Origin of the sequence: Streptomyces sp. NPDC001513, from assembly GCF_042894695.1 — a bacterium.
GTDB lineage: Bacteria > Actinomycetota > Actinomycetes > Streptomycetales > Streptomycetaceae > Streptomyces.
Genome location: NZ_JBIAVU010000018.1, coordinates 32,044 through 56,272, shown reverse-complemented (window position 1 = coordinate 56,272; position 24,229 = coordinate 32,044). Strand labels below are relative to the sequence as shown.

The window sequence follows — 24,229 nt, the reverse complement described above, 5'->3', positions numbered from 1 at the left end:
GCCGTCGCCGCAGCGCAGCCCGGTCACCCGCTGGTGGCGAAGGGGCCGTCGGAGGCGAAGGCGAGCGCGGCGAAGCGCTCGCCCATGCGACGGTGCGTCGCGGCGTCCGGGTGGAGCGCGTCGGGCAGCGGCAGCTCGGCGAAGTCCGCCTCGCCGTAGAGGGCGCGGCCGTCCAGGTAGTGGAGGTGGGGGTCCTCGGCCGCCCGCTGCCGCACGATCCGGGCGAGTTCGTCCCGGATGACGCCCAGGGTCAGCTTTCCGGCCGCCCGTTCCGCGGGGTCGCCCGTGGCCCGGAAGCGGATCCGGCCGGCCTTCAGCTCCTCGAAGTCCGGGGCGCTGGGGCCGGGCGTGTCCTCGTGGATGGGACAGAGGATGGGCGAGACCACCAGGAGCGGAACGCTGGGGTGGCCTTCGCGCACGGTGTCGAGGAAGCCGTGCACCGCCGGGCCGAACGCGCGCAGCCGCATCACGTCGGTGTTGACGAGGTTGATGCCGATCTTGATGCTGATCAGGTCGGCGGGGGTGTCACGCACCGCCCGGGCGGTGAACGGGTCGAGCAGTGCGCTGCCGCCCAGACCGAGATTGGTCAGCTCCGCACCGCCGAGGAACCCGGCCACGGCCGGCCAGGTCGCGCTGGGGCTCGCGGCGTCGGAACCGTGGCTGATCGAGCTGCCGTGGTGGACCCACCGCGCGCGGCCCCGGTCCGGCACGGGCTCGACGGGGGCATCCGTGCGCAGGGCGACCAGCTCGGTCGTCTCGTTGTACGGCAGCCAGATCTCCACGTCCTTGACGCGATCGTGGAGACCGGCGAACCGGACGGTGCCGACCGGGCCGGTCCGGGTCTCCGCGGAGCCGGTGGCCATGTCCACCGTCAGCAGGTTGCCGCCGGTGACGGAGGCCTGCCCGGCCGGCTGTCCGTCGACGAGGAGGTCGTAGACGCCGTCGGGACGGGGCGGGGCGCCCACGTAGGCACGCTTGGTGCGCAGCGCGTCCAGCTCGATGACGGTGGCGCGGGTGCGCAGGACCACGCGTACGCCGGAGGGCTGGGCCTCGGCCATGGCCAGTTGGCCGTCGGTGCTCTGGGCGCGGGCCCGGGCGGGCAGCCGGTGCGGCAGCACGCCGTGGGCGGTCCGCTCCAGGTCGAGGGCGCCGCGCAGGAGGTCGGCGGTGAGGGGGGTGGTGATCCAGCGGGGTGTGGTACTCACGGTTCCAGCCTGTTGATCTGAGTCTTCTGAGTCTTTTAAGTGGTCTGAGTGGTCTGTGTGGACTGGGCGGTCTACGTGGTCCGGGTGGTCGGTCCCGGTTCGCCGGCGGGCGCGGGCCAGTTCCGCAGCAGGGCGTCGAGGGCGTCGAGGACCCGCGACCAGGATTCCTGTGCGTCGGGGGCGCTGTGGCTGAAGCTCCCGCCCAGCTCCAGGCTGACGTAGCCGTGGAAGACGCTGCCCAGGAGCCGGACGGCGTGGGTCTGGTCGGGTTCCGTCAGGTCGTAGCCGCGCAGGATCGCCCGGGTCATCTGTGCGTGCCTGACGCCCGCGCTGGCGGCCGCGTCCTGCGGGCTGAGCCTCAGCTGTGCCGCGGCGTAGCGGCCGGGGTGCTCCTTGGCGTAGTCGCGGTAGACGTTCGCGAACGCGGTCAGGGCGTCCTTGCCGGCCCGTCCCGCGAGCGCCGCGGCCACCCGGTCGGCGAGCTCCTCCAGGGCGAGGAGGGCGATCCGGGTCTTGAGGTCCTGGGAGTTCTTCACGTGCGAGTACAGGCTCGCCACCTTGACGTCGAAGTGCCGGGCGAGCGCCGAGACGGTCACCTGGTCGAAGCCGACCTCGTCGGCGAGTTCCGCCCCCGCCCGGGTCAGTCGTTCCGTGGTCAGTCCTACGCGCGCCATAGCCATTCTCCCATTCACCTATACATATTATTAAGTTACCTAAAGCATTTAGGCAAGCCGACGTGGGCGACGTGTGGCCGCGTGGCGTCCCCGTGGGCGGGCCCGCAGCAGCCGATCGAGGGACAATCGGCCCATGACCGGCCAAGAGCTGTCATCGGACCACACCGGCTCCCCGGGCGAGGGGCGCTACGGCGAGCGCGTCTTCCGCCCCGACGAGGGAGGCGAGGGCGCCCGGATCGACCTCGGAGCCCTCACCTACGACGCGACGACCCTGGCCCGGCTGAAGCTGCTGGGCGCGGGCCCGGGCTGGAACTGCCTGGACGTGGGCGCCGGAACCGGCACGGTGGCGCGCCGCCTGCTGGACGAAGCGGGCGTCGAGACGGTTCTCGCCGTGGACCGCGACGTACGGTTCCTCGCGGCGCACCCCGTGCCCGGACTGACGGTGCTCCAGGGGGACGTCACCTCCGACGACTTCGCCCCGGGCCTGTTCCACCTCGTCCACGCCCGGTTCGTCCTCATGCACCTGCCTTCCCCACAGCGCATGGTCGCCAAGCTGAGCGGGCTGCTCGGCCCCGGCGGCGTACTGGTCGTCAGCGATGCGGTCGACCTGACCACCGGCTCGGCGCCCGTCACCCCGTACACACGCGCGATGCGGGCCATGTGGGAGGGGCTGCGCAACAGCATCGGCACCGACGTGTCACGGGTGCCCGGCCATCCCGAGCTGCTGCGCGAGGCCGGGCTGGAGTCCGTGGCGGCCGAGATCCACGTACCGCCCCTCCTGCCGGGCAGCGCGATCAGCAGGTTCTGGGCGGAGACCTGGGATCGGGCGCGCGAGGCCATGGTCGGAACCGGCATCGTCGACGACGGACAGCTCGACGAAGCCGTGCGGTACCTGGATTCCCCCCGGTGCACCGGCCTCTCACCGGGCATGCTCACGGCCTGGGGGTGGAAGGGCGGGGCGCCCACGGCCGCGTGATCCTCGGGCAGGATGTGCGGATGCAGGTGCAGACGACCACGGAGCTGGTACTGAGAGCGGCCGGGCTGGCCAGGCCGGCCGGGCCGGCGGCCGGAGAGGCCGGGCCGGCCGTACGGGGCAGCCGGCGGATCCTGGGCATCGCCGGGCCACCCGGAGCCGGAAAGTCGACACTGGCCGCCCGGCTCGCCGAAGCGCTCGGGCCGGAGACGGCCGTGGTGGTCCCGATGGACGGGTTCCACCTCGCCCAGGCCGAGCTGGCCCGGACGGGACTGGCCGACCGCAAGGGCGCCCCGGACACCTTCGACGTGGCGGGGTACGTCTCGCTGCTGCGCCGCCTGTGCGCCTCCGACGGGGCCACGGTGTACGCGCCCGCCTTCGACCGCTCCCTGGAGGAGCCGATCGCGGGCAGCATCCCCGTGCCCCCGGCCGTACCGCTGGTGATCACCGAGGGGAACTACCTGCTGCACGACGCGGGGGAGTGGGCGGCGGTACGACCACTGCTGGACGAGGCCTGGTACCTCGCCCCGGACGAGGACCTGCGCGTCCGGCGCCTGGTCGACCGGCACGTACGCCACGGCAAGGAGCCGGCGTACGCACGCGCGTGGGTGACCCGCTCGGACGAGGCGAACGCCCGCCTCGTCGCCCCGGGCCGACACCGCGCCGACCTCGTCCTCGACACCGGCTGAGGACGACGCCGTACCCGTACCCGTACCCGAAACCCGCACACGGACCCGCCCCGAACCCATCCCGCCCGGCAGCTGTCAGCTCCGGCTCGGCTCGGCAGGGTGCACCCTCGTACGGGATCATGGTTCCGTGCGCGCAACGGCGATCATCGAGGCACCGTCCGTGCTCGGGCTGCGCCCGTCCGGCGTCCAGGACCTGCCCGCGGCCCTGCTCGCAGCCGGTCTGGCGGACCACCCCGGCACGGTGCACGCCGGCCGGGTCGAGCCACCGGCGTACGACCCGCGACGGGACCCCGACACCCAGGTCCTCAACCCCGCCGGCATCGCCCGCTACTCCGCCCGCCTCGCCGACGTCGTCGGCGCCGTCCTCGACGACGGCCGCTTTCCCGTGGTCCTCGGCGGCGACTGCACCATCCTGCTCGGCAACCTCCTCGCCCTGCGCCGCCGAGGCCGCCACGGCCTGCTGTTCCTCGACGGCCACACCGACTTCTACCAGCCCTCGGCGGAGCCCACCGGCGAGGCGGCCTCGATGGAACTCGCCCTCGCCACCGGCCGCGGCCCCCGGCTGCTCACCGACCTCGAAGGCCGCGGGCCCCTGCTGCGCGACGAGGACGTCGTCGCCTTCGGATTCCGCGACTCCGCCGAGTCCCGCGAGGCCGGGATGCAGCCGCTGCCGCCCCGACTCCACGCGATCGACCTCGACGCCGTGCGCGCGGCGGGCGCCGCCACCGCCGCGCGTACGGCGATCAGCCGCCTCACGCACGACGAGAGCGCCGGCTACTGGGTCCACCTCGACGTCGACGTTCTAGACGACGCGGTCATGCCCGCCGTCGACTACCGCATCCCCGGCGGGCTCACCTGGTCGGAGCTGGAGAGCGTGCTGCGCACGGCACTGGCCGACGAGCGGGCCGCCGGCCTCGACGTCACGATCTTCAACCCGAGACTCGACCCCGACGGGACCATCGCGGCCCGGCTCACCGCGTGCCTGCGCCGAGGGCTGGCGGCGCGGACCGGGTCCGGTCACACGCCGTGAGCCGGCTTCGACTCGTACGTCTCGTAGGCCGCGTACACCTCCTGCACCTCGTACACCTCGTACGCCTGTCGGAATAGGCGTGCAGGTCGGGGGCGTTGGAGGCGAAGATCGCAGCCGTTCCCCCGTACTCGGGGTGGAAGAACCGGAGCAGACATGCAGACCGAGACGCCCCGTGGCGCAGACCGCTCGTTCCTCTTCGTCCTCGGCAGCTCCCGCGCGGACGGCAACACCGAGATGCTCGCGCGGGCAGCGGCCGAACAACTGCCCGCCGAAGTACCGCGGCGCTGGGTGGACCTGGCCATGCTGCCCCTGCCCGATTTCGAGGACGGGCGGCACGAAAGCGAGTTCCGGATCGTCGACGAGAACGAGGAACTGCTGCGCCAGGCCACCCTGGAGGCCACGGACATCGTCATCGCCTCGCCCCTGTACTGGTACTCGCTCTCCGCGCAGACCAAGCGCTACCTCGACTACTGGTCGGGCTGGCTGACGACACCCGGCTCGGACTTCAAGCAGCGGATGGCGGGCCGGACCCTGTGGGGCGTGACGGTCATGGCCGATCGCGACGAGGTGGTCGCCGACGGCATGGTGGCGAGCCTCAACAACTCGGCCGCCTACCTGGGGATGCGGTTCGGCGGGGTGCTGTTCGGCAACGGCTCGCGCCCGGGTCAGGTGAAGAACGACGAACGCGCGCTGGTCCGCGCCAAGACGTTCTTCCACGGTGAGACCCCGCTCGCCCGCTTCCCGTTCGAGGAGGAGCCCGCGGGCCGGTAGCACCACCGGCCGCAGCCTCCGCATCCGCCGCGTGCGGCCGTCCGGACCCGTGGGGGTCCAGGCGGCCGCTGGCCGCCGGTCGGCTCGGCTCTGCTCGGCCGGAGGGGTGCTTCCGGGTGCGGCTCCGCGAGGCGTTCGCCAAACTGATCGTGCGGCACGGCACCGTACGGGCTGGACGACGGACCGCGGAGCTGGAGATGATCGGCACGGTGCCAGATGCCTGACCCGGCAGTGGTGGAACCGGCCCGGCCGGCGCGCCGCGACTGGCGCCATGGACTGCTGCCGCCTGTCGCCGCCTGGCTGCTCGCGAACCTCGTCACCTGGACGGTCGCGAAGGCATCGATCGCCGGCGACGGATCCAAGGTGGCGTACTGGTCCACAAGCGGCCGCAGCCGCTGGGATTCCACCCACTACCTGTCCATCGCCAAGACCGGCTACGAAATGTTCTGGTGCCGGGACCGGTACCCGAACTTCCGCGATGTCATGTGTGGAAACGTCGCCTGGTTTCCCGGATATCCCATGTCGGTCCGGGCGGTTTCCGCCACCGGGCTTTCCTATGAGCTGTCCGCCGTGGTCGTCACCGAAGTGTCGCTGTTCGGCATGTTCGCGGTGCTGTGGTGGCTGCTCGGCGCCCGGCTCACCTGGGCCACGGGCCTCATCTTGGCCATCGGCACGGTATTTCCGGGCGGCATCTACCTCCATGCGGTGTTCCCCCTCGCCACCGGAACACTGGCGCTGCTCGTCTGCATCGCCGGAGTGAAGCGCGGCTCCTGGATCATCGCTGCCGCCGGCGGTTTCGTGGCGGCCTCCTGCTATCCCGTCGGCGCCGTCGCCGTCGGCATGCTCCTGTTGAGCGCGCTCTTCGCATGGCGAAGGGACACGTGGCCGATCCGGTTCGCGAAGGCCGGGCTGTCGGCAGCCCTCGCCGGCTGCGGCGTGCTCTGGACCAAATGGCTGATGTGGCAGGCGACAGGCCACTGGGACGCGTACGAGATCCTCCAGGAATCCAGTTACGGGCAAGGAGGCCTGCACCAGCCCTTCGCCGCGATGAGGGACGCCTACGATTTCCCGTTCAGCGACTGGTACACGCCCAAGGGGCAGCTGCCGTGGCTGGTGGAACACGCTCTCGCCGCGCACAGGCCCCAGCTCTGGCTGAACCTCGTCTTCGTGCTGCTCGTGCTGGCGACGGCCGCCGCTCTCCTCATCCGTAACCGTGCACTTGAGGTCGAGGAATGGGCTGCCCTCACCTTGACGGTGGCCATCTTCCTGGTGCCGTTCTTCGCGGGCGCGGAAATGTCGTGGTACCGAAATCACGCGCAGATGTTCGTCGGGCTCATCCTGGTCAGGCGCATGTCCCGGTTCGTTCAAGTGCCCCTGCTGGTTCTCTGCGCGATCCAGTACGCCCTTTTGGGGGCGATGTTCTTCTCCGGGGTGCTGGTGTAGGTGGTGGAGGGGAGCGGCCTCTAGTGCTGTTCTTCGTCCGTGTCGCGGGCGACGTAATACGTGGGCCGGGCCTGGACGGCCGTGTAGATGCGGGCCACGTACTCGCCGAGCATTCCCACGCAGAAAAGCTGAACGGCGCCGAAGAACAGGATCGTGATGATCAAGGAGGTCCAGCCGGGCAGGGTGCTTCCCGTGGCGTAGACGACGAGGGTCCAGGTGAGGAACCCGAGGCAGACGACGAGACTGAAGGCGCCGAGTGCCGTGGCCAGGCGCAGGGGGGCCGCCGAGAAGCTGGTGATGCTGTCCAAGGCCAGGAGGACCATTTTGTGCAGGGGGTATTTGGTGGTGCCCGCCACCCGCTCCGCGCGCTGGTAGGTGACCTGACCGCTGGGGAACCCGAGCCAGGGGATGAGCAGGCGGTAGATCTGCTGCTGCTCGGGGAGGGTTCTCAGGGTCTCCACCACGGGGCGGGTCAGCAGGCGGAAGTCGCCGGCCTGGGCGGGGACGTGGGAGCCGGCCAGGCGGCGCATGAGCCAGTAGTAGGCGCCGGCGGTCCGGCGTTTGAAGCCGGTGTCGGCGGAGCGGTCCAAACGGACGCCGTAGACGACGTCGAGACCGTCCGCCCGGGCGAGGGCCAGCATGCCGGGAATGACTTCCGGCGGGTCCTGCAGGTCCGCGTCCATGCTGATCACGTACGCGCCACGGGCGCGGTGCAGTCCGGCCGTGAGGGCCGCCTGGTGGCCGCTGTTGCGCCGCAGGGCCACGACGCGCAGCTGGGGCCAGACGTTGCGCAGGTCCTCCAGCAGATGGGAGGTCTTGTCGGTCGAGCCGTCGTCGACGGCGAGGACCTCGTACGGTTCGTCGCACCCGTCCAGGACCGGCCGGAGCCGCGCCGCCAGAACAGGCAGGGCCTCCTCCTCGTTGAAGATGGGGACCACGATCGACAGAGAGACCGGTCCCCTGTGTGGGTCATGCACAGCACTCATGATGCGTGAACCGCCTGGAGGCGGCACGTTGAGACGCCCGAGTGCCACTGCGCCGCCGTGCCGCCGGCGTGGGCTCGGACAAGGCCTCCGACGTCCGCTGTTAGGGTGACGTGTGCCCGTCAAGACGGGTGGTTTTTGGTCACTGATATTTCAACGGGGTTGAACGTGAAGCTTCGCCATGTCCGTGCGATCGCCGTCTTCGGCATCGCGATCGTCGCACTCACCGGAGCCCGTGGCTCCCACGGCGCCAGCTGCGGCGGCAGCAGCCACAGCTCGAGCTCCAGCAGCTCCAGCGGGGGCACCACCGGTGGTGGCAGCGACAGCAGCAGCAGCACTTCCGGCGGCACGTCCGTCACCGGCGGTTCCAGCAGCAAGAACAAGGCCGAGCGCGACATCAGGATCGACAGCTGCAAGCTGGACGACTCGGGCAAGAACCTGGTCGCCCGGCTCACCGTCACCAACAGCGGTTCGGTGGACTACACCTACAACATCACCATGAAGTTCAGCGGGGACACCACCTCGACCGCTACCCCCGCCCAGGCCAGGGTGAGCGCGCTCACCGTCAAGGCGGGTGCGTCCGCGCAGGCCGAGGCCAAGACCCCGTACACCGGGAAGGGCGACGGCAGCGAGTACAAGAAGTGCTCCGTCGACAGCGCGACCAAGAGCGCCCTCTGACGCAGCGTTCGGCCCCGTCGGTGAACCACCGACGGGGCCGTCCTCGTACGGGCTATGCGGGCGCCGTCGAGCCGGTGACGGCCGCGAGGGCTCGGACGAGGGCGGAGTCGTCCGGCGGACGGCCGGGCCAGCGGGCGCCGATGTGGCCGTCGGGCCGGACGAGCAGTGCACCGTCCGCGGACAGACCGCAGAGCTCCGCGTGCTCCGCGGCAAGGGTCTCGACGCGCAGCGGCCACGGAGCGGGGGTCTGTCGTTCCCAGCGGGTGGGGTCCGGGGTGAGCAGGGTGAACCACTCGCCGAAGGCATCGAGCGTCGAGCGGTCGGGCGCGCGCCAGAAGTGGGGCATGCGGTGGCCCGGTTCCGCGGTGGGGACGTAGTCCGTGCCCACGTCGGACGGCTCGGACAGGTCGGACGGCTCGGGTGGTTCGGGCGGCGGGGGACTGCCGTCGACGAGGACGGCCGCGGAGCGGTAGGTGACGCCGAGCACGAGGCCGAGCTGAGCGAAGTACCGGTCCGACCAGGGCAGTTCGACGTGTGCCGGTGCTGATTCGCCGGAGCTGAGCTGCTCTTGGCGCAAACTTTGCGCCTGGAACATGAGGCGGGTGTTGGCCACCGCTTGGCGGAGGGTCAGGTGGGCGACGGGTTCACGTTCCGTTGCGTACGTCTCCAACAGGCTTGATCCGGCCCAGCCGTGGAGTACGCCCGCCAGTTTCCAGCACAGGTTGTGCACGTCGGAGAGGCCGGTGTTCATGCCCAGGCCGCCGATGACGGGCATCGCGTGCGCGGCGTCGCCCGCCAGCAGGATCCGGTCGTGGTGGAAGCGTTCCGCGACGAACGCGTTCATCACCCAGTGCTGGACCCGCACCACGTCGGCCCGCACGCCGGGGCCGCTGCCGGGGCCCGAGCCGAGGGCGCGCGAGACGAGGTCGGCCCAGTCGGCGCGATCCGGGTCCTCGGGCGTGGGGGCCAGCCAGGCCCAGCCCCCTTCCGGGTAGAGCGGGAGGAAGGATCCGTGGGCGGTGAAGTAGACCCCGGCGGGCTGGTCGGCGCACCAGCCGGTGAGGTCGGCGTCGAACACGACGGTGGTGACGGCCGCCATCGCTCCCGGTCCGGTGGTGTCGATCCCCAGCCGTTGCCGGACGGTGGAGTTCGCGCCGTCGGCGGCGAGCACGTAGCGGGCGCGGACGCGCATCCCGCCACCGCTTCGGCGGTCGACGAGTTCGGCGGCGACGCTGTCGGGTTCTTCGGCCAGGCCGACGAGCTCGACCCCGAACCACACCGGTGCGTCCGCCGCGGCGAGCAGGGTGGGTTCCAGCCGGTCCTGCGAGGTCGCCACGCCGATCACGGGGCTTTCGGGGATCGGCGCGTTGACCCCGACCATCGCCGCAGTGGCGAAGTCGCCGTCGTACAGCGTGTCGCGGAAGCGGATGCGGCCGAATTCCCGTGGGAACGCGTTGGTCGTGATCTCGGCAGCGACGCCCAGCTGCCGGAAGATCTCCATCGAGCGCGCGTTGACCAGCCGGGAGCGGGGGAACGGCGACAGCTCGGAGTGCTTCTCGACCAGCACGGTCCGTACGCCCCAGCGTTGGAGCAGCGCGCGTGCGGTGAGCCCGACCGGCCCACCGCCGACGATCAGTACGTCCACCTCGGTGTCTGCCGCGGGCATGCCACGATCCTCCTGCTGATCCGAGGGGCTGGGGCACTACGCCCTACTTTAGCCAGGCGATGCGCCGGAGCCCCGCAAGCGGCGCGCGGCCGCCCGGCCAGGCCGTCTAGGCCGTCTAGGCGATTCCCACCGTGTACGCGCCACGGAAGCCGTCGCCGTCGGGTGAGACGGCCAGCGTCATGGTGGCGCCGGCGGCCCGGTAGCGGCTGTCCCGCTGGTTGGGGTGCTTCGGTGCGGGGCGGCGTGCGTAGGGCTGGCGCGCGTACACCTTCAGCAGGAGGTCCTCGGGGAAGAAGAGCTGGGAGGTCGTCTCGGTGCGGCTGTCGGGGTGCACTTTGAAGTGGATGTGGGGTGCCAGCCCCGCGTACCAGCCGGGCACGATCGTCCGGAACACGCATCGGCCGGCGTTGTCGGTGACCTGTGTGCCGCGCAGGAAGGTGGACTTGCCGGTGGAGTACGCGCCTGCGGGGTCGGCGTGCCAGACGTCCACGGTGGCGGCCGCGAGCGGCCGGCAGCCCGCCGACGCCCGGACCACCGTCAGGTCCAGCCGGAACGGCACTCCGCCCATGCCTTCGGTGATGTCCGAACGCACCCGGTCCAGGTCCAGGTAGTACGGGCCTGCGCCCGCCTCGACGGCGAGGACGCAGGACGGGCTGCCGCTGCCGGCCGACGGCCGGGGGGTCGAGGCCGACGGCTGTCCTGCCGCACCCCGTGTCCCGGCGGGACCGGCGCAGGCCGCGGCCAGCGCGGCGGCCCCGGCCGTACCGGCGGCTCGTAGAACAGCACGACGGCTGGTCCGGTTGGTGTCGTTCTCGGCCATGCGCCCACCGTGCCGGACGGCGCCTTCGGCGGTCGGTACCGACACACCGAGGGCCGGCCGCCGGCGGGTTTCGGCGGCCCGGCCTGGCCTGGACCATTCGTTCAGAAGTTGACGCAATGTCAGGAAGCAGGGGTGCAAGTAGGGGATAAAACACCGGCATGGGGGATTTGCGGCGAGATCAAGACAACGTTGCCAGGTCGTTAACACTTCACTTCTTGACGGCAGTGGAGCGGCCACGTTGACTGCCCCCACCTCGGCCGTTCGGACACGGCCCCGTCAGGGAGGTTCACTTCGTGAACGTGTATGTGGGTCGTGCCGCCGTTGGACTCGCCGTTTCGGCCCTCACCGTCACGCTCGCCGCTTGCGGTGGCGCGGAGGACGCGGCCGGCGGGAGCAAGGGCGCGGTCAAGATCGGCCTCCTGCTCCCCGAGAACGAGACCGCGCGCTACGAGAAGTTCGACAAGCCCCTGATCGAGAAGAAGGTCGCCCTCCTGACGCTCGGCAAGGGCAAGGTGCTCTACGCCAACGCCATGGGGGACGCGGCGAAGCAGAACGCCCAGGTCGACACGATGATCGGCAACAAGGTCGATGCCCTGATCATCGACGCGGTGGACGCCAAGACGATCGCCGGCGCGGTGGCCAAGGCCAAGGCCGCGGGCATCGCGGTCGTCGCCTACGACCGCCTGGCCGAGGGCCCGATCGACGCGTACACCTCCTTCGACAACGAGGACGTCGGTCGCGTGCAGGGCAAGGCGCTGCTGGAGGCCCTGGGCGACAAGGCCAGGAACGGGAAGATCGTCATGATGAACGGCGCGGTCACCGACCCGAACGCCGCCCAGTTCAGATCCGGTGCCCGCTCCGTCCTCGACGGCAAGGTGAACGTCGGCAAGGAGTACGACACCGTCGAGTGGAAGCCGGAGAACGCCAACAGCAACATGGCGGCCGCGATCTCCGCTCTCGGCAAGGACAAGATCGTCGCCGTCTACTCCGCCAACGACGGCATGGCCGGCGGCATCATCGCGGCCCTCAAGGCCGCGGGCGTCAACCCGCTGCCCCCGGTCACCGGTCAGGACGCCGAACTCGCCGGCGTGCAGCGCATCGTGGCCGGCGAACAGTACATGAGCGTCTACAAGCCGTACCCCCGTGAGGCCGAGGCCGCCGCGGAGCTCGCCGTCACCCTCGCCGAAGGCGAGAAGATCGACGGGATCATCAACCAGGTGGTCAGCAGCCCGACCACCAAGCGCGTGCCGTCCGTGCTCATTCCCGGCACCTCCGTGACCAGGAACAACATCGGCAGCACCGTGGTCCTCGACGGTGTCTTCACCATCGAGGAGATCTGCACCGACAAGCTCAAGGCCACATGCGAGGAGATCGGCCTGAAGTGACCCGGTCCTCCCCTAGGGCCTGTCTTTCGGATCATGCCGGGCCCGCGACGCCTGGCACCGCACCTCGCTGCGTTCTCGTCGGTCGTCGATGCTCCGCATGGACTCCCTCCTCGGCCTTGCGATGCACGGCACCAGACGCCGCGGGCTGATCCGGCCTGATCCAAAAGACAGGCCCTAGGGCGGGCAGCGACGGGCGCGGCCGGAAACCGACATTAGGGGAGAGCTAGGCATATATCATCACGCTCCACAGAGAAGGCGACGTACTTCTGGAGGCATGATGAGCGAGCGGCCGGTCCTTCTCCCCTACGCCGATCCGGCCTTCGTCGCGGACCCCTTCCCCCTGTACCGGCAGCTGCGCGAGGACGGCCCCGTCCGGCGCGTCGTCATCGCGGGCGGCCTGGAGGCCTGGCTCGTCACCCGCTACGAAGACGGACTCGCGGCCCTCTCCGAACCCCGCCTCAGCAGCGACGTACGCGACGCCTCGGACACCCGCCTCCTGCAACAGCTGCCGGAAACGGAGCGCGAGTCGATGCTGAGCAACATGCTCCGCAGCGACCCGCCCGACCACACCCGCCTGCGCCGCCTGGTCTCCAAGGCGTTCACCGCCCGCAGGGTGGCCGGGATGCGGCCCCGGATCCAGTCCATCGCCGACGGGCTGCTGGACGCGGTCGCGGCGCACGGCCGCGCCGACCTCATCGCGGACTTCGCGCTGCCGCTCCCGGTCACGGTGATCAGCGAACTGCTCGGAGTCCCGGTCGACGACCGTCACGACTTCCAGGGCTGGACCGACCGCATGATCATGCGGGGCGCGGAGCCGCCGGACCCCGCCGTGGTGAACGAGGCGTGGCAGCACATGCGCGCGTACGTCACCGAGCTCATCCGCGCCAAACGGGCAGCCCCGGGCGACGACCTGCTCAGCGGCCTCATCACCGCCCGCGACGCGGAACAGCAGCTGAGCGAGGACGAACTCATCGCCATGGTGTTCCTGCTGCTGGTTGCCGGCTACATCACCACGGTCAACCTGATCGGCGGCGGCATCGCCATGCTGCTCGCCCACCCCGACCAGCTCGACCTGCTGCGCTCCGACGCCGAACTGCTGCCGGGCGCGATCGAGGAGTTCCTCCGCTACGACGGCCCCGTCAGCCCGGGCATCGCCCGCTTCGCGCGCGAGGACGTCGAGATCGCGGGCACGTCCATCCCGCGCGGCGCGACCGTACTGATCGCCTCGGCCATCGCCGACCGCGACCCGGCCCGGTTCCCCGCCCCCGACCACCTGGACATCACCCGTCAGGACAACCCCCACCTCGCCTTCGGGCACGGCATCCACTACTGCCTGGGCGCGCCGCTGGCCCGTCTGGAGGGCCAGATCGCCATCGGCACGGCCCTGCGCCGACTCCCCGGCCTCGCCCTCGCCGTAGCCCCAGACGAGATCCGCTGGCGCCCCGGCGGCCTCCGCGGCCCCCAGACCCTCCCGGTCACCTTCACCCCCGTCGGCTAGCCCGCTCGGTGGCTGCGCCCTGGCGGACCTGCCGTCCGGGGTGAGCGGGGTGGAGCTCGCGGAGAATCTGGGGGTGTCCGGCGGCCGGAACGTCGCCTGGCGCACGCTGCGCGAGCTCGGCGACATCGACGTGCTCGTGGACCTGGACGACGACGGCCTCCTCGTCGACTCCGACGTGATCCGCAGGATCGCCGACCTCTACGAGACCGACGGCCGCCTGGGCATCGTCAGCTTCCGGATCGCGGACGAGACGGGCGAGACGCAACGCCGGCACATCCCCCGGCTGCGGGCCAAAGACCCGATGCGCCGCGCACCCGAAGACGTCCCCGGCGCGGCACGCCGTGTACTACCGGATGACCGCCCGCAACCGGGTATGGCTGGCCAAGCGGCACCTGCCCGCCCTCCTGATCCCCGTCTACCTGGGTGTCTGGACGGTGCTGACCGTCGCCCGTACCCGCTCGACGCCAGGCCTGCGGGCCTGGCTGGCGGGATTCGGCGAAGGCGTGCGCAGCAGCGGTGGCGAGAGGCGGCCCATGCGGTGGTCGACCGTGCTCCGCATGCCCCGACTGGGCCGCCCACCGGTCGTCTAGCCGATGCAGGTGCGGGTGCACGCCTCCTCGGTGGCTCACACGTCGGCGATCAGGGCGAACCGTTCGTCGGTTACCGGGCCACCCCAGAGGTCGGTGTTGCTGCTGAGTGGTTCGATGCGTACGGCGGCAGCCAGCGGGCGGACGGCCGCCGCGAGGTCTTCGGCGGTGATTCCGCCGTTCCACGGGAGCGATTCGGCCCCGGAGACGTACGGGGCACCCGTCTGGCCCGCCTCGCGCCAGCGCCCCTCGACCAGCACCAGCCTGCCTCCCGGGCGCAGGCGCGTCACCCACGCGCGCAAGGCGGCTTCCGGATCGGGCAGCGTCCACACGAGATGACGGGACAGCACGACATCGAACCGCTGCTTCCCCGTCGGCGGCAGCATGGCGTCACCGACCATGAAACGGCCCGCGAGGCCGGCGGCCTCGAACTTCGCGCGCGCCCGCTCCACCATGCGCGGCGCCAGGTCGACACCCGTCGGCCGGTGCCCGGCCTCGGCCAGTAGCACCGACACCGACCCGGTGCCACAGCCGATGTCGAGGACGTCGGCCGGTTCAGTCGGCAGCAGCGCGTGCAGGAGCCGGATCCACGCGGTGCGCGTGCTCTCGGCCCTCAGCCCGTGGTCGGGCTCGTCGTCGAAGGTCGCTGCGGCGGCATCCCAGTACGCGGTAATCAAGGCGGCACGGTCGGTCATGAACCGATGTTCTCAGCCCCCGCTGACACCGGGGTGTCAGAGTCCGAGGGTGATGGCCATGCGGGTCATTTCGGCGGTGCTGTTGATGTTGAGCTTGGCGCGGATGCGGCGGAGGTAGGCGTCGACGGTGTGTTTGGAGAGTCCCATGTGGCGGGCGGTTTGGAGGTAGGTGTGTCCGGCGGCGATGTGGCGCAGGGCTTCTTGTTCGCGGGGGGCGAGGAGGGTGGCTTCTGCGGTCGGTGCGGTGAGGGTGAGGCTCATGGGATTTCCTCCGACGTTTCGTTTCGTCTCGGTCATCTCTGCTCACGACCTCGGAAGCAGGGGACGCTTTCCGTAATGCGGTGTTTGTCCCTGATAAAGAGATTGGTCGTGTGACTTCATGGCTGTGTCAGCCGACTGTCACAGGCGTGTGACAGGGCATGTCGCCGCACGCCCCCGGAGGGGTCCCCCCCTCGGCGGCCTGCACGCCGCCGAGGGGGCCGCGGCGCCTACGGAGTCATTGCGTAGGCGCCCGAGAGCGCCTCGACGCGCGCCCAGACACGGGCCGCGCGAGCCTCGTCGACCACCGGGCGCCGGATCGCGCCGAGTGCCCAGGCCTGCTGCTCGACGGTGGTGGAGTCCTTGCCGTGGAGCTCGATGGCGTGCTGGGAGAAGTCGCGTACGAGGACGGAGAACAGTTCGTCGAGTACGGACTCGTCCAGGTCCGTCAGGCGAGCCTGCTCCAGGATGAGCTGTCCGTGGACGACCAGGGCGAACAGCTGGCCCACGGAGAGCAGGAAGTCGAGGTCCCGGCTCTGCTTCTCGTCGGGGGCGATGGTGGCCGCGAACTCGCACAGGGCGTCCGCCTGCTCACGGAAGCGCGCGACATTGGGCACGGCCGCGTAGGCGCCGTACGCGGGACGCCAGTCGTGGAAGCGTACGGAGCCCAGGCCGCGGGCCGGTCCCTGCCGGAACAGGAAGTCGTCGTCGGCGGCGTCGAGGCGGGTCGGTACGGGTGCGTACTCGGCCGGGTCCAGCAGGTGGTTGCGCATGAACTTGAGGATCAGCGCGAGGTTGACGTGGACGGTGCCCTCGAGCTTCGGCAGCCCGCGGATCTCGATGGCCGCCTGGGCGAAGTAGTTGTCCTTCTCGAAGCCCTTGGCGGCGATGACGTCCCACATCAGGTCGATGACCTTCTCGCCCTCCGTGGTGACCTTCATCTTGGTCATCGGGTTGAAGAGCAGGTAACGGCGGTCGTCGGGTCCGGCGGAGCGGAAGTAGTCGACGGCGCGGTCGCTGAACAGCTTCATCCCGACGAGGCGGACGTAGGCGTCGGCCAGCTCGCGGCGCACGTGCGGGAAGGCGGTGACGGGGCGGCCGTAGAGGATCCGGTTGTGCGCGTGCGTGACGGCCTCGTACATCGCGTGCTCGCAGATGCCGATGGAGGCGGTGCAGAGGTTGAACTTGCCTACGTTGACGGTGTTCAGGGCGGCGTCGAAGGCGGCGCGGCCGGTGTGCAGGACGTCGTCGGCGGCCACCGGGTAGTCGTCGAGGCGGAACTCGCTGACGTACTTGGAGGAGTCGACGACGTTCTTCACGAGCCGGTAGGCCGGGTGGCGGCTGTCGGCGGCGAAGAAGACGTAGCCGTCGGGGCCTTCGACGTCGGTGCGGCGGCCGAAGACGGAGACGAGGCCGGCGGCGTTGCCGTTGCCGATGTAGTACTTGGAGCCGCTCGCGCGGAAGCCGCCGTCGCCGTCGGGCTCCAGCAGCATGTCCGTGGAGTAGATGTCGGCGCCGTGGGTCTTCTCGGACAGGCCGAAGGCGAACACCTCGCCCTCGGAGAGGAGTTGCGCGGCGCGGGCGCGGGCGGCCGCGTTGTCGCTCTGCCAGACCGGGCCGAGGCCGAGGATGGTGACCTGCCACGCGTACCAGTAGTCGAGGCCGTAGAAGCCGAAGATCTCGTTGAGGGCCGCGATGCGCGCGGTGTCCCAGCGCTTGTCCGACTCGCCCTCGCCCTCGCCCTCGCCCTCGCCGGCGGCGGGGGCCGGGGTCAGGAAGGTCGCGAAGAGCCCTTCCTTGGCGGAGAACGCGAGGAAATCGGCCAGCCAGGCGCGGGAGCGGTAGTCCTCGATGAGCCGGCGCTTGCCGCGGGCCTCGAACCAGTCGATGGTGGCGCGCAGGAGCCTGCGGGTCTCCGGGTCGAAGTGCGCGGGGTCGTAGGTGTGCGGGTGGAACAGCAGAGGGTCGGACATGGCGATTCACCTTCCGAGGGGTTGGAACCGTAGGTCGCGCGGACGCGCGGAGGGAGGAGGCGGTGCTGGTGGGGGTGTCTGCCGTGCGCTTCAGGCGGCAGTGGTGGGCGGGGTGAGCGTGCTGGGCGCGGCCTGCCCGCCCTGAACGGTCTGCGTGGGCCGGGCGAGCCGGTGGAGGGTCGCCAGGACGTCGTCGAGCCAGGCGATCGTCATCCGCTCCTGCGCGATTCCGCCCCGCAGGACGACGTGCTGGAGTTCCTGGCCGGCGTCCAGGGGTGCGGGGGCGTCGGGCCCGGTGAAGTCGCGCAGCTCCCCGGCGAGATAGCGCGCCAGGCGGTCCCTGTGCGCCCGCTGGTGCCGCTCGACCTCGCGGATCAGGGAGGCGGGGTCGTCGAAGGCCGCGCCACGGATCTTCACGGCGAGGTCGTGCCGCAGGCTCTCGGGTTCGATCGGCTCGTGCAGCCACTGGGCGAGGGCGGCGCGGCCCGGGCCGGCGGCTGAATACTCGTTCTTGTCCGGCCGGCCCTGCTGTGGGACGGTGCGGACGGTGAGCAGGCCGTCGCTCTCCATGCGCTTGAGGACGCGGTAGATCTGCTGGTGGGTGGCGGTCCAGAAGTAGCCGATGGACCGGTCGAACCGGCGGGCCAGCTCATAGCCGGAGCCCGGCTTCTCCAGCAGGGAGACGAGGATCGCGTGTTCGAGCGCCATGCCGCGATCTTGCTATGCAACTTGTTGCACAGACAAGCGGCGGCAGCCAGGTGAGACGCGGCTCACCCGGGCGGGGTGACGGCCCCTGCGGTCGCCGTCGTCCTACTGGTGGCGGGCACACCGGGGGCCGGGCACACCGGAGCCGTGGTCGCTGACCGACATCACCCCGCCCGTGCCGAAGGTCCCGGCGGTGCTGCCGGGCGTGGCCGCGTTCACCCGCGTGTGCACGTACGACCGCCCGGGCACGTACCGGGCCGCGGCTCGGCCGGGTCCCGTTCCCAGCGCCTCGTAGACCGCTGTCAGAGTCCGAGGGTGATGGCCATGCGGGTCATTTCGGCGGTGCTGTTGATGTTGAGCTTGGCGCGGATGCGGCGGAGGTAGGCGTCGACGGTGTGTTTGGAGAGTCCCATCTGGCGGGCGGTTTGGAGGTAGGTGTGTCCGGCGGCGATGTGGCGCAGGGCTTCTTGTTCGCGGGGGGCGAGGAGGGTGGCTTCTGCGGTCGGTGCGGTGAGGGTGAGGCTCATGGGATTTCCTCCGACGTTTCGTTTCGTCTCGGTCATCTCTGCTCACGACCTCGGAAGCAGGGGACGCTTTCCGTAATGCGGTGTTTGTCCCTGATAAAGAGATTGGTCGTGTGACTTCATGGCTGTGTCAGCCGACTGTCACAGGCGTGTGACAGGGCATGTCGCCGCACACCGGGCCGACATCGACTGCTTGACGTGCACGCGGCGGGACGACAGCCTTGCCCGGAGTTACCGACAGGTAAGCGGGAGGGGTGGCCATGGACACGGACGGCGCACACGGCAAGGAACAGAGCAGGGAACAGGGCCGGGAGCGGAGCGGGGAACAGGACCGGGACGATGCGGAGTTGATGTACCAGTCCGTCGAGCGGCAGGCCGAGCTGGTACGCACCGGCAAGACCACCTCCCGCGCCCTCGTCGAGGCCGCGCTGCGCCGCATCGCCCGGGTCGACCCCGCCCTCGGAGCCTTCCGCGTCGTCCTCGCCGAGCAGGCCCTCGCCGAGGCCGATGCCCGGGACGCGGAAGGAGCGGACGGCCCGCTCCACGGCGTCCCCATCGCGGTCAAGGACGAGCTGGACGTCGCCGGTCAGGTCACCACCTTCGGCGGCGCCGCCAACCAGACCCCCGTGACCGGCGACTCCGAGGCCGTACGCCGCCTGCGCGCCGCCGGTGCCGTCGTCATCGGCAAGACGACGATGCCCGAGTTCGGCCAGTGGCCCTTCACCGAATCCGTGGCCCACGGCCACACCCGCAACCCCTGGGACACCACCCGCACCCCCGGCGGCTCCAGCGGCGGCAGCGCCGCCGCCGTCGCGGCCGGACTGGTCGGGGCGGCCCTCGGCGGCGACGGCGGCGGCTCGATCCGCATCCCGGCGGCCTGCTGCGGACTCTTCGGCCTCAAACCCCAGCGCGGCCGGGTCTCCACCGCCCCGAACGCCCACCTCTGGTACGCCCTCGGCACCGTGGGGCCGCTGACCCGCACTGTCCGCGATACCGCCCTGCTCTACGACGTCCTCGCCGGCACCACCCCGACCGACCGCTGGAGCGCCCGCCCCGCGACCACCGCCTGGGTACGGGCCCTGGAGACCCAGCCCGGCCGGCTCCGGATCGGCTACTCCGCCAAGCCGGCCGTGCCCGGCGTACGCCCGCATCCCGTGCACGTCGAGGCCATGCTGGAGACCGTACGGGCACTGCGCGAACTGGGTCACGACGTGCGCGAGGTCAACCCCCGCTACCCGGACGCGACGGCCCCGTTCGCCGCGCAGTTCTGCGGTGGCGTACGGGCGGAGGCCGCCGCGGTCGAGCGCCCCGACCTGCTGGAGCGACGCACCCGCAGCACCCTCGCGCTCGCCCGGCTCGTCCCCGAATCCGCCGTGGAGCGCGGGATCCGGGCGGGGGAGCGGCTGGCGGTACGCGCGGACCGGATGTTCACCACCATGGACCTGCTGCTGACCCCGGTGATCGCCGAGCGCCCGCGCCCGGTGGGCGCGCTGGACGGCGCCGGGCTGCTGACGGCGCTGGCACGCTCGCGCCCGATGGTCGCCTACACCGCGCTGTGGAACGTGACCGGACACCCGGCCGCGTCCGTCCCGGCGGGCCTCGGGCCGGACGGGCTGCCGCTCGCCGTGCAACTGGTGGGCCGCCGCGACGACGAGGTGACCGTACTCAGGGTGGCGGCGCAGCTGGAGACGGTCCGGCCGTGGTCGCAGCGGCGTCCGGAGCCGCCGGCTCGGTGATCGAGCGGGCCGGCCGTGGGGCGAGCTTCGGCGCGGCGGCTCCGGCGTCGGCGGCAGGGCCTCAGCCGAGCGGCTGATCGACCGTGCTGGTGCCGTGCCCCTCCTGGGACTCCCACGTCCACGTCTCCTCCAGGCGGAGGCGGCCGTCGGCGAGCTCCGTGACGAGCGAGGTGCAGTGCCCCGACGCGGTCGTGCCGTCGAGGCGGAGCTGAACGTAGCGGAAGTCGACGGTGTCGTCCGCCCGGGTGCCGACGAGATAGCCCCTGAGCACGTCCCCGCCGCCGTACTCGGCCCAGACCCGGTCGTCCTGCTCGTGGTACTCGAACCGGGTCTGCCGGCCGACCTGGCCGGGTGCCTGATCGGCCACCGGGACGAAGACGAGGCCGTCGAGCGAGCGCGCCACGGGTGACTCCTGGAGTAGGGCGGTCCGGGGCGGGCCCCGACGGCGTGGACCGTCCGGGCACGCCCGGGAGGCAGTGTGTCGGTTCGGCCAGGTGGCCTCGTCGTGATCCGGTCCGTCCGTGCAGGTCACCGCGAGGCATGCCCAACGTACCGTACGGACGGGGGCCGTTGACCGCCCGCGCCGGGGCCCGGCCATGGCCCGGGCTCCCTGCCTTGGGCCGCGGGGTGTCAGGTGCGGTCGTGGGCCGGCTCCCGCTCGGGCCGTGGCGTGCCGTCGCGCCGGGGGAGGAGGAACGGGGTCGCCATGACGAGGAGACCGGCGAGCGCGATCGCGGTGCGGGGGCCGGTGATGCCGGCCAGCAGGCCCCACAGGGCGGTCAGCGCGGCGATGGTCGCCTTGCTGGTGACCGACCACGCGGACAGGATCCGGGCGACCCGGTCCGTCGGGGTCCGGTCGAGCCGGTAGGTGGCGAACACCGGGTTGAACACGCCCATGCAGGTGATCAGCCCGAGCTCCACGGCCATGACGAGCACGAGCCCGGCGGCCCCGGGGCCGACGAAGGCCAGCCCCAGCAGCCAGCACGCCCGCAGCGCCCCGGTCGTGACCATGACCCTGTGCCGGCCGAACCGCGCGACGAGGCGGGGAGCCAGCCGTGCGCCGATCAGGCCGCCGACGCAGGGCACGGCGAAGGCGAGGCCGTACTGCCAGGGTGTGAAGGCGAGGTCGCGGACCATGAGGACGGCGAGCAGCGGCGAGGCCGCCATGATCAGGCCGTTGACCAGGACCGTATTGGCGAACAAGGGGCGCAGCGCGGAGTCGGTCAGGATGTACCGCCATCCTTCGGCCAGGTCGCGGACGCGCAGCCGCGGCCGCGTTTCGGCGGGCGCCGGGTGCGCCTCCTGCCCGCCGATCGCGCGGATCCCCACTGCCGAGAGCAGAAAGCTGACCGCGTTGGCCACCACGGTCATCACCGGGCCGATCAGGACGATCGCGGCACCGCCGAGCGGGGGGCCGAGCATGGTGGCGGTCCAGGTCGTGGACTCGAACCGGCCGTTCGCGACGAGCAGGTCCTCCGGGCGGACGAGTGCCTTCAGGTACGCGCCACTGGCCGCCGTGAAGGCGATGTCGGCTGCGCCGACGACGACCGACACGACGAGCAGCTGGGCGAAGCCGAGCCGGCCGAGCGCGAACGCCACGGGCACGCTCATCAACGCCGCGAACCGGACGAGGTCCATCGCGATCATCACCGGCCGCTTGCGGCGGAACTCCACCCACGGGCCGAGCGGCAACGCCACGACCGAGCCGATCGCCAGCCCCGCGGCCGCCAGCACCGACACCTCGGTCGCCCCGGCGTGCAGGACGAGGATGGCGATCAAGGTGAACGCGTCGAACGCGAGCCACGTGCCGAGCGTGCTGACCGCGTACGCCGCCCAGAGCCACCCGAACCGCCGCCCCAGCGCGCGCCCAGCCACCATGATCAGCGCGCCCTCGCCCTCTCGCCCTTGAGCTATCTCCTACAAACAACCTCAGTCGGCGGGCGCAATCAAAGCGAGCGGCACACCACCGGGTCAAACCATCGGGTCAAGCCACCAGGCCGAGCCACCTGTCGGCCGGTGACCGGATCACCACCAGTAGGCGGGGTACCTCGGAGCGTTGCGGCGAACCCGGGAAGCGGCGTATCCGGTCAGTACCAGCAGGACCGCCGAACCGAACAGCAGCGGGACGAACCGGCGGGGGTCCGGCGTCTGGAGCAGGATGATCACGGCGGTGGCCACGGCCGGCGAGTGGGGTGTGCGGGCGGCCATGTTCAGGGCGAGCGTGATCCCGGCCGCCACGGCCGCCGCCCAGGCGCTGCTGCCCGCCACGGCGAGTACGCAATAGCCCACGGCGCAGCCGACGAGGTGGCCGATGACGACGCTGCGAGGCTGCGCGAGCGGCAGGGCCGGGGCGCTGTGGACCAGCGCGGCGCTGGCGGCCAGCGGGGGTATCAGCACCGGTTCGTGGATCATCGCGCCGATCGCCACGAGGCCCAGCAGGACGGCGGTCGCCGCGCAGATGCTGTGGAGGGCCGCCGCCGGAGTGGGCCTGGCCGGAGCCCGCCCGGCTCCCTTCGCGGAAGGGGGCGGTGCCGGGGCAGGCGTGGGCTCGGGGCGCAGGACGGTGTGGGTGCTCATGAAGGTGGGGAACGTCCGGGATAGGCGGCCGACGGGCCGGGGCGGGGCGGGAGGGCGCCCGGGCGGGTTGCCGGGGCAGGGGCGGCCCGGGGCGAGGGTGGGCCGGGGACGTCCGGTACGACGATATCCGGCCGGTGCGCGACGACTCCGCCGGGGGCGGCAGCCGTCGGCGGAGCCGGGCTGGGCCATGGACGCACCGCCGGCACCCGGTGGGTCCGGCCGCGGTGCGCGCACGGATCGGGCCATCGCCCTCACGCGAGCCGGACACGGCGGGCACAATGTCCTTCGGCGAGGTCAACGCGGCATGGGCGAACGCCGGTTGTCCGTGGCGGGGGGAGAGCCGATGGAACGGCGGATCCAGCAGATCGAACTACCGGGCGGGGAGACCGTACTGGCACGCGTCAGCGTGATGCGGCCCGAGGACGTTCCCCGCGGATCGGACGAACCCGCCTACGAGGACGTGGGCGCGCTGGACCAGCTCACCGCCCGGGTGGACCAGCTGAACGAACTGGTCAGCGGCATCGGCTCCGCCGTACTCGACTCCGCGTTGGCCGCCGGCCCCGACGAGGTCAGTGTCACCTTCGGCATCGAGCTGATGGCCAAGCCCGGCAAGGCCGTCGCCCTGCTGGCGGACGGCGAGGCCAAGGCCGCGATCTCGGTCACCCTCACCTGGCGCCCCGGGGAAGGTGAAGGCGCGGTGGATCCGGACACCTCACATGGACGGCTCGCGCACTGAAAACCGAAAGGCGACGCTGTGCAGCCCGCGTTGGGGCCGCACAGCGCCTTTCTGGCCGGTCAGCAGTCGTCGTTGTACCCTCCGTAGCCGCCCCAGTCGTCGTCATCGTCGTCGTACCAGCCGTGGCCGCCCCGGTCGTGGTCCCAGCCGCCGCCGGTCACATAAGTGGCGGAGTGGGTCGGGGTTGCAGCCGAAGCCGTACCTGCGGCTCCGATGGCGGCGCCGCCGGCCATCAGAACACCGATGGCGGAGACCGCGAAGAGCCGCTTCACTCTCATTGCTCGCATGGTTTCAGAACCCTTCATCATTGCTTTGAGCACGAAGACTTCTTTTCCTCCTCACGCATGAGATGTGTGCACGCGCCGCACCTGTGTCCATAAATTTCCTTGCACATGTGATGTGTAGAGTGCGCGCCCGCCGTCAACGCGGCCTCGTTGGGCCACGGACCTTCGGGGCTGGTGCGAAATTCGCACGCCACGCGTGCTGGCGCATCACTGCAGGCAAAGGGTGTGTTTCCCGCAATTGCCACAGTTACCTACGGAAGATACTAGTCACCCACCCGTCGGTCGGCATCTCGGGACGGCAGGCCGGTGAGGCTCAGGCGGTCGGCTGTCAGTGGGGGC

24 protein-coding genes and 1 pseudogene are annotated in these 24,229 nt (G+C 71.2%); 11 read left to right on the top strand and 14 right to left on the bottom strand.

The window, feature by feature from the left end; translation table 11 throughout:
- Positions 1-23: 23 nt before the first annotated feature.
- Entirely contained in the window at positions 24-1,205 is a 1,182-nt protein-coding gene (locus ACFYZ4_RS33680; RefSeq protein ID WP_390785693.1) for a GDSL-type esterase/lipase family protein, read from the bottom strand.
- A 71-nt stretch (positions 1,206-1,276) separates the two neighbouring features.
- The gene (locus tag ACFYZ4_RS33675) at positions 1,277-1,879 is read right to left on the bottom strand and encodes a WHG domain-containing protein (protein WP_351303051.1); all 603 of its coding nucleotides are present in this window, start codon (positions 1,877-1,879) and stop codon (positions 1,277-1,279) included.
- 133 nt (positions 1,880-2,012) lie between these two features.
- On the opposite strand from ACFYZ4_RS33675, the gene ACFYZ4_RS33670 reads away from it, so the two are divergent.
- From ACFYZ4_RS33670 to ACFYZ4_RS33650, 5 genes are all read left to right on the top strand, one after another.
- Positions 2,013-2,855 carry a class I SAM-dependent methyltransferase gene (locus tag ACFYZ4_RS33670; RefSeq protein WP_390785692.1) on the top strand — a complete coding sequence of 281 codons (843 nt, stop codon included), beginning with the start codon at positions 2,013-2,015 and terminating at the stop codon, positions 2,853-2,855.
- Between the two features lie 20 nt (positions 2,856-2,875).
- A complete protein-coding gene (locus ACFYZ4_RS33665; RefSeq protein ID WP_390785691.1) occupies positions 2,876-3,541 on the top strand; it encodes a nucleoside/nucleotide kinase family protein in 666 nt (221 codons plus the stop codon).
- A 127-nt stretch (positions 3,542-3,668) separates the two neighbouring features.
- Positions 3,669-4,571, top strand: a complete 903-nt coding sequence (locus tag ACFYZ4_RS33660) for an arginase family protein (RefSeq protein WP_390785690.1) — start codon at positions 3,669-3,671, stop codon at positions 4,569-4,571.
- Between the two features lie 153 nt (positions 4,572-4,724).
- The gene (locus ACFYZ4_RS33655) at positions 4,725-5,342 is read left to right on the top strand and encodes an NAD(P)H-dependent oxidoreductase (RefSeq protein WP_351303061.1); all 618 of its coding nucleotides are present in this window, start codon (positions 4,725-4,727) and stop codon (positions 5,340-5,342) included.
- Between the two features lie 216 nt (positions 5,343-5,558).
- Entirely contained in the window at positions 5,559-6,785 is a 1,227-nt protein-coding gene (locus tag ACFYZ4_RS33650; protein WP_390785689.1) for a hypothetical protein, read from the top strand.
- A gap of 20 nt (positions 6,786-6,805) precedes the next feature.
- Here ACFYZ4_RS33650 and ACFYZ4_RS33645 read toward each other — a convergent pair whose 3' ends face one another.
- Complete coding sequence (locus ACFYZ4_RS33645; RefSeq protein ID WP_351303067.1) at positions 6,806-7,771, bottom strand: glycosyltransferase family 2 protein; 966 nt, start codon at positions 7,769-7,771, stop codon at positions 6,806-6,808.
- 165 nt (positions 7,772-7,936) lie between these two features.
- Here ACFYZ4_RS33645 and ACFYZ4_RS33640 point away from each other — a divergent pair, with 165 nt between their 5' ends.
- Positions 7,937-8,446, top strand: coding sequence for a hypothetical protein (locus ACFYZ4_RS33640; RefSeq protein ID WP_390785688.1), 510 nt, complete (start codon positions 7,937-7,939; stop codon positions 8,444-8,446).
- 52 nt (positions 8,447-8,498) lie between these two features.
- On the opposite strand, the gene ACFYZ4_RS33635 is transcribed toward ACFYZ4_RS33640, so the two are convergent.
- Both ACFYZ4_RS33635 and ACFYZ4_RS33630 read right to left on the bottom strand, forming a co-directional pair.
- Positions 8,499-10,112 (bottom strand): FAD-dependent monooxygenase, encoded by a 1,614-nt coding sequence (locus ACFYZ4_RS33635; protein WP_390785687.1) that lies wholly within the window; start codon positions 10,110-10,112, stop codon positions 8,499-8,501.
- Between the two features lie 115 nt (positions 10,113-10,227).
- Positions 10,228-10,932: an intradiol ring-cleavage dioxygenase gene (locus tag ACFYZ4_RS33630; RefSeq protein ID WP_390785686.1), complete on the bottom strand. Its 705-nt coding sequence runs from the start codon at positions 10,930-10,932 to the stop codon at positions 10,228-10,230.
- Between the two features lie 293 nt (positions 10,933-11,225).
- Between ACFYZ4_RS33630 and ACFYZ4_RS33625 the strand changes: the two genes are divergently transcribed.
- From ACFYZ4_RS33625 to ACFYZ4_RS33615, 3 genes and pseudogenes are all read left to right on the top strand, one after another.
- Positions 11,226-12,317 carry a substrate-binding domain-containing protein gene (locus ACFYZ4_RS33625; protein WP_384351086.1) on the top strand — a complete coding sequence of 364 codons (1,092 nt, stop codon included), beginning with the start codon at positions 11,226-11,228 and terminating at the stop codon, positions 12,315-12,317.
- 277 nt (positions 12,318-12,594) lie between these two features.
- Entirely contained in the window at positions 12,595-13,815 is a 1,221-nt protein-coding gene (locus ACFYZ4_RS33620; RefSeq protein ID WP_390785685.1) for a cytochrome P450, read from the top strand.
- A 10-nt stretch (positions 13,816-13,825) separates the two neighbouring features.
- A pseudogene (locus ACFYZ4_RS33615) lies at positions 13,826-14,405 on the top strand (glycosyltransferase family 2 protein); the annotation flags it as partial.
- Positions 14,406-14,440: 35 nt separating this feature from the next.
- Here ACFYZ4_RS33615 and ACFYZ4_RS33610 read toward each other — a convergent pair.
- The 5 genes from ACFYZ4_RS33610 to ACFYZ4_RS33590 form a co-directional block, all read right to left on the bottom strand.
- Positions 14,441-15,097, bottom strand: a complete 657-nt coding sequence (locus ACFYZ4_RS33610; protein ID WP_390785684.1) for a class I SAM-dependent methyltransferase — start codon at positions 15,095-15,097, stop codon at positions 14,441-14,443.
- Positions 15,098-15,133: 36 nt separating this feature from the next.
- Complete coding sequence (locus ACFYZ4_RS33605) at positions 15,134-15,358, bottom strand: helix-turn-helix transcriptional regulator (RefSeq protein ID WP_351301924.1); 225 nt, start codon at positions 15,356-15,358, stop codon at positions 15,134-15,136.
- 227 nt (positions 15,359-15,585) lie between these two features.
- A complete protein-coding gene (locus ACFYZ4_RS33600; protein ID WP_390785683.1) occupies positions 15,586-17,328 on the bottom strand; it encodes an acyl-CoA dehydrogenase family protein in 1,743 nt (580 codons plus the stop codon).
- Between the two features lie 90 nt (positions 17,329-17,418).
- Positions 17,419-18,036 (bottom strand): PadR family transcriptional regulator, encoded by a 618-nt coding sequence (locus ACFYZ4_RS33595; RefSeq protein WP_390785682.1) that lies wholly within the window; start codon positions 18,034-18,036, stop codon positions 17,419-17,421.
- 299 nt (positions 18,037-18,335) lie between these two features.
- Complete coding sequence (locus ACFYZ4_RS33590) at positions 18,336-18,560, bottom strand: response regulator transcription factor (protein WP_390785681.1); 225 nt, start codon at positions 18,558-18,560, stop codon at positions 18,336-18,338.
- Positions 18,561-18,817: 257 nt separating this feature from the next.
- On the opposite strand from ACFYZ4_RS33590, the gene ACFYZ4_RS33585 reads away from it, so the two are divergent.
- Complete coding sequence (locus tag ACFYZ4_RS33585) at positions 18,818-20,293, top strand: amidase (protein ID WP_390785680.1); 1,476 nt, start codon at positions 18,818-18,820, stop codon at positions 20,291-20,293.
- Between the two features lie 61 nt (positions 20,294-20,354).
- Here ACFYZ4_RS33585 and ACFYZ4_RS33580 read toward each other — a convergent pair whose 3' ends face one another.
- The 3 genes from ACFYZ4_RS33580 to ACFYZ4_RS33570 all read right to left on the bottom strand — a co-directional run bounded on the left by ACFYZ4_RS33580 (position 20,355) and on the right by ACFYZ4_RS33570 (position 22,870).
- Complete coding sequence (locus ACFYZ4_RS33580; RefSeq protein ID WP_390785679.1) at positions 20,355-20,696, bottom strand: hypothetical protein; 342 nt, start codon at positions 20,694-20,696, stop codon at positions 20,355-20,357.
- Positions 20,697-20,923: 227 nt separating this feature from the next.
- The gene (locus tag ACFYZ4_RS33575) at positions 20,924-22,171 is read right to left on the bottom strand and encodes an MFS transporter (protein WP_390785678.1); all 1,248 of its coding nucleotides are present in this window, start codon (positions 22,169-22,171) and stop codon (positions 20,924-20,926) included.
- Positions 22,172-22,318: 147 nt separating this feature from the next.
- A complete protein-coding gene (locus ACFYZ4_RS33570; protein ID WP_390785677.1) occupies positions 22,319-22,870 on the bottom strand; it encodes an HPP family protein in 552 nt (183 codons plus the stop codon).
- A 343-nt stretch (positions 22,871-23,213) separates the two neighbouring features.
- On the opposite strand from ACFYZ4_RS33570, the gene ACFYZ4_RS33565 reads away from it, so the two are divergent.
- Positions 23,214-23,606 carry a CU044_2847 family protein gene (locus ACFYZ4_RS33565; protein ID WP_351301948.1) on the top strand — a complete coding sequence of 131 codons (393 nt, stop codon included), beginning with the start codon at positions 23,214-23,216 and terminating at the stop codon, positions 23,604-23,606.
- A 59-nt stretch (positions 23,607-23,665) separates the two neighbouring features.
- On the opposite strand, the gene ACFYZ4_RS33560 is transcribed toward ACFYZ4_RS33565, so the two are convergent.
- The gene (locus tag ACFYZ4_RS33560; RefSeq protein ID WP_351301951.1) at positions 23,666-23,884 is read right to left on the bottom strand and encodes a hypothetical protein; all 219 of its coding nucleotides are present in this window, start codon (positions 23,882-23,884) and stop codon (positions 23,666-23,668) included.
- Positions 23,885-24,229: the final 345 nt, after the last annotated feature.